Consider the following 13,009-nt stretch of genomic DNA (forward strand, 5'->3'; position numbering starts at 1 on the left):
AGACAGTTCATCGGGCTTGTTTTTCAACGGGTTCGACGCTCCAGCGCGGCTGGAGAAACGATTTTCCTATAATGTTTTGACTGGATGGAGGGAAGCATGGCGGATCTTTTCGGCGACGAGTGGATGAAAAAATTCCAGGAAGAGTGGAACAAGGAGTCCGAGCTGTCCGACGCTCTGGCGAAAATCAATTTTAATTCCAACATCGGCTATGGCATCGATGGCGAAGACACGCCCCGTGGCGTGCTGGTGGTGGAAAACGGCAAGGCCACCATCGGCTGCGCCTACGACGGTCAGGAATTGAACTGGGATCTGCGCGCTTCCGAAGACAACTGGAACAAGTGGATCGCCAAAGGTCTGGGCATGATGGGTCTGGGCATGGCCTACACCTCGCGTAAGCTCAAGTTCCAGGTCGGCGACTACGGCGCCATGATCAAGGATCCGCGTATGGCCGGTCCCTTCATCAAGAGCTTCACGGTGATGGGTCGCGTCTAATCGCGACGGCGGTTTCGGCTGTGGGCGGGGCGATTTCGGCCCCGCCCTTCGGCCAGAGTGGTGCAGTGCTTAAGCGTTTTTTTGAGCGATTTTTTGAGAAAAAACAGGCGTCTTTGCTAAAGTCCACGGGCCTGGGCGCCGAAACAATGCTCGAAGTCATGGTTTCGCCACCGTCACGGGTGAGCGAATCCGGCTTGCAACGGGGAGGTCACAACCACCCCCCGTCGCTTCACCGACCTGGAAAACCAGGCGGCTATAATATGCAGAGCGGACAGATAAGTTCGCCGAGACTTTCTTTAAGCCGGGAGCCCGATACGTCCAGTCGCAGAACGCAGGATGCGTCTGTCTGGCACTAGTTGAGGGATAGTTCCATGTCGAACATGCGTCTTTCCATGACCATGGGGGCTCTGCTGGCGGGAAGCCTGGCGTTGCCTCCCGCCGCTATGGCGCAACCAATGGCCGCACAGCAGTACATCACCGTGCGCTCCGAGCCCATTGGCGCCAGCACCAAGCTGGGCGGCACTGTGGAGCCGCTCAAGGAGGTCTCGTTCGCCGCCCAGGCGCCGGGACGGATCTCCTTCATCGCCGGTGTGGAGGGGGACTACCACCCCAAAGACACCGTGCTGGTCTCCCTCAACGATGACAGCCTCAAAGCCAAGTGGCGCGCCGCCTATGCGGAGTTCGTCAACGCCGAGGCCGGCGTCGGCGACGCCAAGGTGCAATACACCCGCGAGATCTACTCCGGCTCGGCGATGGAGTCCGAGAACACCGGCATGGCGATCCCCAAGATGTTCGATCGCTACATGACCCGGCCCTTCTCCGACATGATCGGCGCCGACAATCCCAAAGTCGCCCGCTGGGCCAACGTGCGCTCCCAAGGCGCCCGCATCCAGCAGGCCCAGGCGCGGTTGGAACAGGCCCGCGCTGCGCTGCAGGAGTTGCGCGCCTCATTACGCGACACCAAGTCCATCGCCCCGTTTGACGGTGTGATCGTGCGCAAGCACATCGAGGTGGGCGACACCGTGCAGCCGGGCATGCCCCTGCTGGAGTTCGCCGACACCCGCAATCTACAGATCAAAGTGGACGTGCCGGCGCGTCTGATGCCGGGCGTCAAGCAGGGCATGTCGATCCCCGCCAAGCTGGATGTGGGCGACGCCCAGATCGAGACCCGCGTGGCGCAGATCTTCCCCATGGCCGACCCCCAGCGCCACACCGTGACGGTGAAGCTGGCGGTGCCGCCCAACGTGCCGGGCGGTCCGGGCATGTACGCCGAAGTCTCCATTCCCGACGTCACCAGCCCGGTGGAACAACTGCCGGTGATCCCCAAAACCGCGGTATTGTGGCGCGGCTCCCTGCCGGCGGTGACGGTGCTCGGCTCCAGCGGTCAACCGGAGTTGCGCATGATTCGCCTGGGCGGCTTCGTCAACAACAACGCCGTGAGCGTGCTCTCCGGCCTGTCGCCGGGGGATCGCATCCTGGCCAACGCCGTGGCCGCCCCCACCGGAGTGTGGAATCCGGCGGCGCAAGCGGCGCAGTAACAGACCCTCGTTGTCGCGCGCCATGCGAAGCCCCGTTGCTTCGCATGGCGTTTCGCGTGTCGCGCGCGGCCTGGGCGCAGCGCGAGGCGGCAACGGCTTCTTGAAGTCACAACAAGTTGGAACAACGGCATGAATGCTGACAAAGCGGACCATTCCAAGCACGAAGCGGGCTCTTCCGGGAAAGAGCGCAACCTCGGCATCGCCGGCGGTATGGCCAAAGCGTTTATCCATTCGCCGCTCTCGCCGCTGTTCCTGGCGGCCTGCCTGGCCATGGGCATTATGGGCTTGGTCCTGACCCCGCGTCAGGAGGATCCCCAGATCTCGGTGCCCATGGTGGACATCATGGTGCAGTTCGAAGGCGCCTCCTCCAACGAGGTGGCGCTAAAGGTGGCTGAGCCCCTCGAGCGCATCATGAGCGAGATGACTGGCGTGAAGCACGTCTACTCGGCCTCCAAGCGCGGCATGGCGCTGGTGACCGTGCAGTTCGTGGTGGGCGAGGATCTCGAAGAGTCCCTGGTCAAGCTGTATGACCGCCTGCAGTCCAACATGGACAAGATTCCTCCCGGAGTCTCCAAGCCTTTGGTCAAACCCAAGGCGGTGGACGACACCCCGGTGGTGACCCTCACCTTGTGGTCCGATGGTTTGGATGACGCCTCTTTGCGCATCCTCTCCATGGATGTGTTGCAGCAGCTCAAAGAGGTGCCCAAGACCAGCCAGGGCTTCGTGGTGGGCGGCCGCAGCGAACAGGTGCGCGTGGAGGTGTTCCCCGAGCGTCTGGCCGGTTACGGCGTCACCCTGGATCAGATCGCCCAGACCATCAGCGCCGCCAACAGCGAAAAGGGCATCGGCAGCGTGGAGTCCGGCAACACCGGCTTCCAGGTCTACACCGGCGCCTTCCTGCAAAGCGCGGAAGATATCAAACGTCTGGTGGTGGGCTCCCGCGGCGGCATTCCCGTCTATGTGAGCGATGTGGCGCGGGTCTTCTCCGGCCCTGAAGAGACCAAGCAGATGGTCACCTACACCACCGGCCGCGCGTTGCAGGATCAGCAGATCGCCAAAGCCCATGGCGCGCCGGCGGTGACTATCGCCGTGGCCAAGAAGAAGGGCTCCAACGGCGTCTCCGTGGCCAATGAGATCCTCGCCAAGGTCGAGGAGATGAAGGGCTCGCTGATCCCTGACAACGTGCATGTTGAAGTGACCCGTAACTACGGCGCCACCGCCAACGAGAAGGTCAACGAGCTGCTGTTCAAACTCTTCGTCGCCACCATGGCGGTGACCTTCCTGGTGTGGTTCTCGCTGGGATTGCGTCCGGCCATCGTCACCCTGGTGGTGATCCCGGTGGTGATCCTGATGACGGTGTTTGCCGCGCTGTTGATGGGCTTCACCATCGACCGGGTGTCGCTGTTTGCGTTGATCTTCTCCATCGGCATTCTGGTGGACGACGCCATCGTGGTGGTGGAGAACATCTATCGCCGCTGGCTGCTGGATGGCTCCTCCGACGAGGGCATCTCGGTGGACGCCGTGCGTGAGGTGGGCAACCCCACCATCCTGGCCACCTTTACCGTGATCGCCGCGCTGCTGCCCATGGGCTTCGTCTCCGGCATGATGGGCCCCTATATGGCCCCCATCCCGGCGCTGGGCTCGGTGGCGATGCTGTTCTCCCTGTTCGCCGCCTTCATCTTCACCCCCTGGCTGGCGCAGAAGATCAAACCCTCCATGATGAACCTGGAGCGCTACGAGCGTAAAGAGCACGCCCAGGTGCAGAAGCTCGACCGCTTCTACCACAAGCTGCTGCCGCCGCTCATCGATAGCAAAGTCCGGGGCTTCACCTTCCTGGGTGGTTTGGTGGCAGTCTTCTTCGCTTGCTGCGCGCTGTTCTACACCACCAGCGTGACGGTGAAGATTCTGCCGTTGGACAATAAGCCCGAGTTCAACGTGGTGATCAATATGCCCGAGGGCACCGCGCTGCCCAAGACCGCCAACGTGGCTCAGCAGATCACCCGCGCCATCTACGACAATGTGGCTGAAGTGACCGCGATGCAGACCTATACCGGCACCGCCTCGCCGTTCAACTTCAACGGTCTGGTGCGCCACTACTACATGCGCAGCGAGTCGTGGCAGGCGGATATCCAAGTTCAGCTCAAGCACAAGAGCGAGCGCGAGCGCACCAGCCACGACATCGCCGTGGCGGTGCGGAAGCTGATCACCCCCATGGCGCAGCAGATGGGCGCCAAGGTGCAGGTGGTGGAGATGCCTCCGGGGCCGCCGGTGCTGCAGTCGGTGGTGGCCGAAGTGACCGGTCCCACCGCCGAGTCGCGGCGTCAGTTGGCCAAAGACATGACCGCCATGTTCGAGCGCTCCGAGTCCATCGTCGATGTGGATAACTATCTGGAGGAGCCCTACGACATCTGGCGCTTCGAGGTGGATACCGAAAAGGCGGTGCGTCGCGGCATCTCCGTGGATGACATCAACCGCAACCTGGGCATGGCCATGGGCGGTTTCAAACTGGGCGACATCAAACGCGGCCTGGTGCTGGAGCCTACCTACATCGTGCTGCAGGTGCCGCTGGAGAAGCGTTCCCAGATCACCAGCCTGGGCGATCTGCCCATCGCCTCCCAAAGCGGCGTGATGACCCCGCTGCGTGAGCTGGGCCGCTTTGTGCGCGACCGTCAGGATCCGGTGATCTACCACAAGGATCTGCGTCCGGTGGAGTATGTCACCGGCGAGGTGACCGGGCGTCTGGACGCCCCCATCTACGGCATGTTCGATGTGGAGGAGATGCTGGCCAGCTACACCGCCCCCGATGGCGTGAAGATCGCCGGCGAGTATCTGGGGCCGCCGGAAACCTACTCGGTCTCCGGCTTCGAGTGGACCGGCGAGTGGACCGTCACCTATGAGACCTTCCGCGACATGGGCATCGCCTTTGGCGTGGCGCTGATCCTCATCTACATGCTGGTGGTGTGGGAGTTCGGCAACTTCACGCTGCCCGCCATCATCATGGCGCCGATTCCGCTGACCCTGGTGGGGATCATCCCCGGCCACTGGTTGATGGACGCCAAATTCACCGCCACCTCGATGATTGGCTTTATCGCCCTGGCGGGGATCATCGTGCGCAACTCGATTCTGCTGGTGGACTTCTCCCAGCAGGAGATTCTGGCGGGCTCCTCGGTGCGTGAGGCGGTGATGCGCGCGTGCAAAGCGAGGACGCGTCCCATCATGATCACCGCGCTGGCGCTGGTGGCCGGTTCGTCGGTGATTCTGTCGGACTTCATCTTCCAAGGCATGGCCATCTCCCTGCTGGCGGGGGCGTTGATCTCCACCCTGCTGACGCTGGTGGTGATTCCGCTGGGCTGCATCAGCGCCGAATCCGCCTTCAAGAAGCCCAAGCCGTGTGATCAGCATGCGGCGAAGGTGAGCGAAGACGAAGAGGCGGAGCTTCTGGAGACTGTGGATTCCGCCGAAGAGGAGGCCGAGCAGGCGCTGGCCGACGCGGAGATGGAGAGCTACGCTTCATTGGAAACAGCGGATGTGGCCCCGCAAGCGGCGGCCAAGCCGGAAGCCAAGGCTGCGTCGACGCCGGAGCCGGTGGAAGCCAAGCCGAAGCCTGCAGCGAAAGTGGAGACCAAGCCCGAACTGGAACCAGAGCCTGTCGTTGAGCCAGAGCCGGTGGTTGAGTCGGAACCGGAATCGGAGCCCGAGGCCAAGCCTGCGCCGGAGGTGAAAGCGGCGCCCGCGCCCAAGAAGGCCGCGCCCGCCAAGAAGCCGACTGTGGCCAAGAAAGCGGCGCCGCGTAAGCGACCGGCGCGCAAACCGACGGCCAAAGCCGTTGCCGGGCAGGAGCCCAGCGATCCGGCCGTGCCGGAGCCGGTGAAGCCGGAGTCTGATGCGGCCAAGGGTGCGGACAAGCCCGCCTCGGGGCGCGGCAAGTCGCGTCGCGGCATCCGCTTGAAAACCCGCTCCCGCTCCCGTTTGCCCAGCGCGCGATAAAAGGACCAGGAGGGTCGGCAATGGTGATGCGTAACAAACGATGGAAACGCGCGGCGACGGCTGTGAGCTTCGGCGCATTGTGGCTCGGCGCGCTGGGTTCGGCGCAGGCGCAGGGGAGTTCGGCCTGGCCCTATAACGCCGATTGGTCCAATGTTTGGAATGGCGGCGAGCAGAACCGCGCGCGCTCTGGCGGCGGCTACAATAGCGGCGGCCAATACGGCGGCGCGCAGTATGGCGGCGGTCAATATGGCGGCGGCTACGCCGCGCCGCGTGGTTCGTATGGCGGCGCGCCCTACTCTGGCGGACAGGCGCCCGCCGCTTATGGCGACCCGGGCGGTTGGCAAGCGCCCAGCCCCTATCCCGAGCCGCCCTCGTTTGGCTATTACCCCGGTCAGCCCCGCCCAGGACAGGGCTATGGCGGCTATGCGCCCGGTTACGCCAACGCCCCGCAGCAACAGCCTGCAGGGCGTGACTATCAGCCCAACTACGCGCCGCCCGCCGCCGGGCAGTATGGCGGCGGTATGGGGCCCGCGAATAGGGGGCAGCAGGGCATGGGTCAGCAGGGCATGGGTCAGGGCGGCATGAACGCTTATGGCGGCGTACGCGGCGGCGGTCAGTTTGACGCCCAAAGCGGCGCCCAGGGCGGCGAGGGTTTCCATCCCACCGCCGAACCGCCGCGTTTTGGCTTCTATCCCAATGAACACCCGGCGGCGCGCGCCGCCAATGGTCGTGGCGGCTGGCAAGGGCAGTCATCGCAGCCGCCGCAAGCCAAACCGGCGACCCCCAACGCCGCAGGTTGGTTCCTGTGGCCGCAAGGTTATGAGCCGCCCCAAGACGACGCCCCCAGCGGCGCGCGGGATATGGGCCGGACAGGACAGTGACCCCAATGCGAGGAGAGCGCCAGATGCCAGACGGATTCCGATGCCTGATCGGCGCTGCGCTGTCGCTCGGTCTGTGTGCAGCCAGCGCGGCGCAGGCGCAAGGCCTCACCTATGACGCCTGGAACGCCGGCCCCGTCAACGCGGCGCCCAAGCATCAACCCGGTGTGCCGATGGGCTATGGCAACGCCCCGGGCGTCGCCCCTTCCGCTGGAGTGGCGGCGGCCCCCATCGGCAACCCTTGGCGCTGGGCGGGCGGCGGCTATCGTCCCCAGACAGCGCCCTCCATGACGCAACCGGGCGCAACCTATTCCACTCCGAACGCGCCGAGCAGCAACGCGCCGTTTCAATTCCGGCCGTGGGGCAATGTACCGTTCCGCCAGGGGGTAGCGCTGACAACAGAGCCTGCGCAAATCTCGCCCAACCGCGTCAATCCCTGGTCTAAACCCACTTCTCCCACCCCTTATAGCGGCGGTTGGGGGCAAACAACGCCCTATCAGAGCGCGCCATATCAGAATAACGGCAGTGGTTGGAGCGGCAATGGCTATATGCCGGGCGGCTATGGTCAATCGGCCCAGCCGGTCAATCCCTGGAGCCTGGAAGGCGGCCCCGCGGGCGCGGCGCCTGCGCGCCACTGGTGAAGCCCATGAGCGGGCGATTGCTTGCTGCGTGGTGGGGCGTTCTGATGAGTCTGTGGTTGGCGCTGGGGTCATCGGTGCTGGCGCAGGAGCCGCTTGCGGCCAAGCCCGCCAAAGCGACGGCTTTTTCTGCCCTGGTCGAGCGCGAAATGGCGACAGCTCAGGGCGAGAAACGCAAGCAGTTGGGGCGGCTCTATGTGGGACCGTTGGGGATTCGCACCGAAGCGTTTCGGGGTTCTGAAAAGGTGGTGGTGATCCATCGTCGCGATTTGCGTTCGGTGTGGATGCTGTTCCCGGCGCGCAAGGTCTATTGGAGTCAGCCGCTACAGGCGGATGCGTTTCCGCCGCTGCCGGATGATCCGCGCAGTCCGTGTCAGACTGACTTGGCTTTAAGTTGCCAGTTGGAGGGGACGCAGAGTTTGGATGGGCGCGAAACCGAACGTTGGCGGGTGAATCGGGTGGCGCAGCAGAAGGTGGAGCCGTTAGCCCAGCTCTGGGTGGATCGCGCGCTGGGCGTGGTGATCGCCGAACGTTACGCCGATGGCGCGCAGATGCGGATGCGGCGCATTGCTGAAGGGTTGCCGCCGCCCGCGTTATTCGAACTACCGTCCGGTTATACGCAAGAGGCTATGCCATCCAGTCGGTCCCAACAACCAGCGGGTTCTTCCCAAAAAACGGGCGTCAGACCATGAGATTATTCGGGTCATCAATATTTTTTGGTTGCTCATGTTCCCGTTTTCACTTATCAGGGTTTCATGATATTCGCGCGATTCATGGGGCTTGGCTGCGTCTGAACGGTCATGGCGCTACGCTGATGTTCGCTGTAGCTGTGGGTTTCGGCGCGGCGGTTCAAGAGAGTCACGGCGCTGGCATGGGCATGATGCCGGATATGGATCCGTCCAGTCAGGCGGAGCGATTCATGGATTACCCCGACCGTATGGCGCCCTCCGGTGATCGTTTTGGACGTCAGTTCGGTCGCTTCATGCGCAATTTCCAAGAGGGGTTCGACGGCGACGGCAATCCCCAGCGCAGCGCCTCGGGATATACGCGTAACGCGCCCGCTTATGCGGATCGCTATAACGCGCCGCGTCGGGATGGGTATGGCGGTCAGGGCGGGTATGCCGAGCCCTATGGCGGTCAAGGCGGCTATTCCGGCGCCTATGGCGGCTATGAAAATCGTGGTTATGCGCCGCAATCCGGCCAATGGAGCCAGCAGGGCGGACGCAATGCGCCCATGGGACGCGATTACGGCGCCGAGAGCTATGGCGCAGCGCGCGGCGGCTATGTCCCGGAGAGCGGCGGGCGTGGTGGTTACGCTCCCAACCAGCAGGGCTATGGCGCGCCAAATTATAGCGCGCAGCCAAATTATGATGGACGTTTTGGTTATGCTCCGGGCTATGATGACCGATACGGTGCTAACCCTGAACGCTGGAACGGCCAGGGCGATGGTTATGCGGCGCAGCGTCGACGCAACACGGTAGACCCCTGGTATTGGGATGCGCCCACCCAATGGGATCTGGCGCACCAAGGCGCCGACCCCTACTGGGGGCCGCGCGGTTGGGGCGACCCGGGATTTAGTTGGGGCAACGGCGATCGCTGGTTTGAGCCCAATCGCCGTGGCGGCGATCCGCTTGGCTGGCCCCGCTTCGGTTTCTCTCCGGCGTGGACGGATATTCCGCCGCTGGAGGGCGAACCGCGCGAAGGGCTGGACGGCTTTGGCCGCAATGAGGAGTCCTGGGGCCGTTGGCGGCGCGGGGAGCTCCCCTTCGGCGAATGGAACATGAACAGCTCGCCGTGGAACAATTGGGGCTGGCGTGAGCCTTGGCGACAGGATTGGCCCTGGAGCTGGTGAGTGCAGACTCTGGGAGATGAGCGCGCAAGCGCTGAGACTGCAGCCCGATTTGCGCGGCTGCAAGAGCATGACGGACAAGCAACAGGAGCTTTGAGCATGAAGAAGCGCGGCAGTGCGTTGATTTTGGCGGCGGTGATGGGTTTGTCGGTGGCTGCGGCCTCTGCCGACGCCGAAGCGTGGTGGGGCGGTCCCTGGAACGGTCCCGGTTGGGGCGGTGGTCCCTGGAGCGGTCCCGGTTGGGGCAATGGCAACGGCTGGGGTGACGGCTGGGGCAACGGCAACGGCTGGGGCGACCTCAAATTCAACGTCTACGCCGATGTCGATTGGCGCAGTTGGGCCAATGGCTGGGGCAACGGTCTGGGCAACAACGGCTGGTATCCCGGCGGTTGGGGCGGTCCCGGCTGGGGCGGCCCGGGTTGGGGCGGCCCCTGGGGCGGCGCGCCCTGGAATGGTTTTGGTCCGGGTGGGTGGTAAGTATTGACAGAACGCCATCCGTTCGTGTTAGGTTGGTTTCATCTTCGCCTTTTCTTAAGGTAATCAACAAATTGGAGTTGCGTACTATGAAAAGCTTGCGTGTTCTCGCGATTGCCGCCCTGCTGGGTGGCGTGGCCATGGTCACCTCTTCCGACGCCGACGCTTGGTGGGGTTGGGGTCCGGGTTCGGGTTGGGGCAACAACAACGGTTGGGGCAACGGTGTTGGCAACGGCTCCGGTTCCGGCAACTTCGGCTTCAACATGTCCGGCTCCGGCTCCGGCTACGGCAACGGCTACAACGGCTACAACGGCTACAACGGCTACAACGGCTACGGCTACCCCGGTTACGGCTACGGCTATCCCGGCGCCTGGGGCGCTCCTTACGGCGCTCCCGCGCCCTACGGCTACCCCGTGGCCCCTGTGGCCCCGGCTGCTCCCGCCGCCCCCGCCAAATAATCTGGCGAATCGGGCTGCGGCGGTCTGAACCCGGCTCCCCGGGCGCAGACCAGCCAATCCAAAAAGGGGGCTTCGGCCCCCTTTTTTTTCTGCGCTGCGGTCGCGTGCAGTCGCCGCCGCGCATTGCATTGCCCGGCAATATTTCGTACAAACAATAGATACTATTTTTTGTATTGTTTTAACCATCCTAGCGGATGCCGCCTTGCCTGTTTTTCCGCTCCGGCGGGCGAAGTTTTCCACCCGTCCAGCGCGATGGACGCTGCTCAGACGAAGTGTGTAGATGATCAGATGATCACCGTTATCGGAAATCTCAAAGGCGGCTGCGGCAAAAGCACCATCGCCTTCAATCTGGCGGTGTGGCTGGCCCGCGCCAAACGTCGCGTGGCGGCGTTCGATCTGGATCCTCAGGCCACCTTGAGCGATGTGGTGGAGGTGCGCCGCGAAGAGGGCGCCGAGCCGGACATCACCGTCTATCGTCCCGATCGCGATCCGGGCAAGGTCTTCAAGGAGCACGCCGACGACGACATCCTGGTGGATGTGGGCGCCTCCAATCTGTGGGCCATGCGTCAGGCCATCGCCCAGGCGCAGCGCATTGTGGTGCCGGTGCCGCCCAGTCAGGCCGACGTGTGGTCGACGCAACGCTTTTTGAATATCATCAACGAAACCACGCTGCAGCGGGAGACCCCGCCGGAAGTGATGCTGTTCGTCAATCGCGCCGATACCCATCCGGCTCTGAAGGAGTCGGAGGAGACCGAAGAGGCGCTGAAAATGCTGCCTGGGGTGCGTGTGATTGAGGCGCGCATCGGTCAGCGCACCGCCTATCGCCGCAGTTTCAGCGAGGGCTTGGGGGTGTTTGAGATGGCCCCCGCCAGTAAAGCGGCCAAGGAGTTCGTGCAGTTGGCCAGCCTGCTCTACCCGGAGACCGCGCCGAAGAAGCGCGCGGCGCCCAAGAGGCAGAGCGCCAAGGCAGGGGGGAAATCCGCTCAAGCGGTCGCGAAAGGCGGACCGTCTGGGCAAGCAAAGACCAGCAAAAAGAAAAATCATAATAAAATTTTGGTCTGATTTGGCGCGATGCGCCGCGTAAAAAGGATCCTCTATGAGCGATCAAGGCAAGCAGACGGACCCCAACTCCACCGAAGCGCCCCAAACCGACGAGGACGCCGCCAAGGCGTCTGAATCCGGCGGTCGGCGCGGCATCCCTTCGGTCTTTCCCATTGGTCAGCACTCCGAGTGCGTCAACTGCTCGGCCACCGTGCTCGATCAGTTCGCCAAGAGCTTCGACAAGAGCGCGCGGCGGTGGGAGTTGATCGTCTATCCGTCGCTGTCGGCCTTTATCGTGCTGGCCATCTACGGCTTCTTCCTGATTTTCAGTCTGACCCAGGACATGCGGCGTATGGCCACGGCCATAGACCCCAAGATGGGCATGAACATGGGCTCGCTGTCGGCTAACATCAAGAGCCTGTCGGACAACATGGAGCTGATGTCCACGCGCTTGGAGTACATCAGCGACAACATGGAGACCATGAGCGTGGACATGCAGTCCATCGCCGAGAACGTCGAGAGCATGTCCGAGAACGTGGGCGCCATGAATGGCAGCGTGCAGCAGATGAACACCACCATGGTGAGCATCTCCGGCAAGCTGGATACGCTGCCGGGCATCTCGCAGAACATGGCGGCGATGAATCAGGCCATGCATGTGATGACCGGGGCGATGTCGCGCATGCAGTATGATGTGGGCGGCGCGGCGCGGCCAATGAGCTTGATGAACCGCTGGATGCCCTGGGGCAACTAACCCCGCTGGCGCATAGAGTTTGAAATAGCAAACGGGCCGGGAGAGTGATCTCCCGGCCCGTTTGCTATTGTCAGTTGAAATTAGAATCGGACGGTTTGGATATTGGTCATGAAAGATATCGAGGGCTCTGCCCTCGAGCTCCCAAGTTCAAAAGCCAAACCTTGGGGCTCCGCCCCAAACCCCGCTGGGGGCGCGGCCCCCAGACCCCGCCGCCGACCAGTCGGCGGCCAATAGTCAGCGCAAGCTCAATCTACGTCACGCAAACATTGGCTGTTCTGTGCAGTTTTGGTTTCGCAAGGGGATAGCTCAATTCGGGAATTGCGCCCCCTCTTTGACGCCGTGTTGGGTGGTGGCGTCATAGCGGTCGCTCACTTGGTTGGTCTTGTCGATGAACGCCTTTGCCGTGGCGTTCACCTGTCGCTTGAGCTCAGCGCAATCGGATGCGGGGGGCAGCTCCAGCAGCTTTTTGTGCATCGCCTGGGTGGCGATGCGTCCCAGACGCACATGGTTGAGTTCATGGCGCATGAGCGCATCAAAAAAACGCCGCCACATCTGCTGCGTCTGTTCGCTTGCGGATTGCGCATTCACCCACTGCGGCATGGTGATAGTGGCGCGGTAGTCGATGTCGACGCGGGTGATGCGGCAGCGACCATCTTTGGCGCCGCCATCATCCTTATAATGCCAATGGGCCTGCCATTTGGTGATGGCGTCGTTGTCGTCCCCGGTGACGGCGCGGCGCTTGGCGCTCAACGACTGTTGAATCTGCTCCGGGGTCACTCCTTGCACCGCATAGAAGTGGATCTGTTCGTCATAGGTCACCTCTGCCGCCGCCGCCATGGGACGCAGCCACATCGTTAGCAGCAACGCCAGCAGCGCGGGGTTTCGCTGTAACCGCATGCTTCT

Annotated in this window: 12 protein-coding genes; 11 read left to right on the forward strand and 1 reads right to left on the reverse strand. The window is 63.1% G+C overall.

From position 1 onward, the window contains the following. The first annotated feature begins 96 nt into the window (after positions 1–96). From MAIT1_RS03285 to MAIT1_RS03340, 11 genes are all read left to right on the forward strand, one after another. Positions 97–492, forward strand: coding sequence for an SCP-2 sterol transfer family protein (locus MAIT1_RS03285; RefSeq protein ID WP_085440714.1), 396 nt, complete (start codon positions 97–99; stop codon positions 490–492). Positions 493–863: 371 nt separating this feature from the next. Then, positions 864–2,030 (forward strand): efflux RND transporter periplasmic adaptor subunit, encoded by a 1,167-nt coding sequence (locus tag MAIT1_RS03290; RefSeq protein ID WP_241893404.1) that lies wholly within the window; start codon positions 864–866, stop codon positions 2,028–2,030. A gap of 129 nt (positions 2,031–2,159) precedes the next feature. Then, the gene (locus MAIT1_RS03295; RefSeq protein WP_085440716.1) at positions 2,160–6,017 is read left to right on the forward strand and encodes an efflux RND transporter permease subunit; all 3,858 of its coding nucleotides are present in this window, start codon (positions 2,160–2,162) and stop codon (positions 6,015–6,017) included. Positions 6,018–6,037: 20 nt separating this feature from the next. Next, on the forward strand, positions 6,038–6,898 hold the full coding sequence (locus MAIT1_RS03300) for a hypothetical protein (RefSeq protein WP_085440718.1): 861 nt from the start codon (positions 6,038–6,040) through the stop codon (positions 6,896–6,898). Positions 6,899–6,921: 23 nt separating this feature from the next. Further along, positions 6,922–7,536 carry a hypothetical protein gene (locus MAIT1_RS03305; RefSeq protein ID WP_085440720.1) on the forward strand — a complete coding sequence of 205 codons (615 nt, stop codon included), beginning with the start codon at positions 6,922–6,924 and terminating at the stop codon, positions 7,534–7,536. Positions 7,537–7,541: 5 nt separating this feature from the next. Further along, positions 7,542–8,225, forward strand: coding sequence for a hypothetical protein (locus tag MAIT1_RS03310; protein WP_143814628.1), 684 nt, complete (start codon positions 7,542–7,544; stop codon positions 8,223–8,225). Between the two features lie 122 nt (positions 8,226–8,347). Further along, positions 8,348–9,385, forward strand: a complete 1,038-nt coding sequence (locus MAIT1_RS21420) for a hypothetical protein (protein ID WP_143814629.1) — start codon at positions 8,348–8,350, stop codon at positions 9,383–9,385. A gap of 96 nt (positions 9,386–9,481) precedes the next feature. Next, a complete protein-coding gene (locus MAIT1_RS21755) occupies positions 9,482–9,859 on the forward strand; it encodes a sulfur globule protein CV1 (protein WP_158089284.1) in 378 nt (125 codons plus the stop codon). A gap of 86 nt (positions 9,860–9,945) precedes the next feature. Further along, on the forward strand, positions 9,946–10,314 hold the full coding sequence (locus MAIT1_RS03330; protein WP_085440728.1) for a sulfur globule family protein: 369 nt from the start codon (positions 9,946–9,948) through the stop codon (positions 10,312–10,314). A 288-nt stretch (positions 10,315–10,602) separates the two neighbouring features. Continuing rightward, positions 10,603–11,376: a ParA family protein gene (locus tag MAIT1_RS03335; RefSeq protein ID WP_085440729.1), complete on the forward strand. Its 774-nt coding sequence runs from the start codon at positions 10,603–10,605 to the stop codon at positions 11,374–11,376. Between the two features lie 34 nt (positions 11,377–11,410). Beyond that, positions 11,411–12,106 (forward strand): methyl-accepting chemotaxis domain-containing protein, encoded by a 696-nt coding sequence (locus MAIT1_RS03340; RefSeq protein WP_085440731.1) that lies wholly within the window; start codon positions 11,411–11,413, stop codon positions 12,104–12,106. A gap of 306 nt (positions 12,107–12,412) precedes the next feature. Here MAIT1_RS03340 and MAIT1_RS03345 read toward each other — a convergent pair whose 3' ends face one another. Continuing rightward, positions 12,413–13,003: a DUF922 domain-containing protein gene (locus MAIT1_RS03345; RefSeq protein ID WP_085440733.1), complete on the reverse strand. Its 591-nt coding sequence runs from the start codon at positions 13,001–13,003 to the stop codon at positions 12,413–12,415. Positions 13,004–13,009 lie beyond the last annotated feature (6 nt).

Source organism: Magnetofaba australis IT-1 (assembly GCF_002109495.1).
In the GTDB taxonomy this organism is placed as follows: Bacteria; Pseudomonadota; Magnetococcia; order Magnetococcales; family Magnetococcaceae; genus Magnetofaba; species Magnetofaba australis.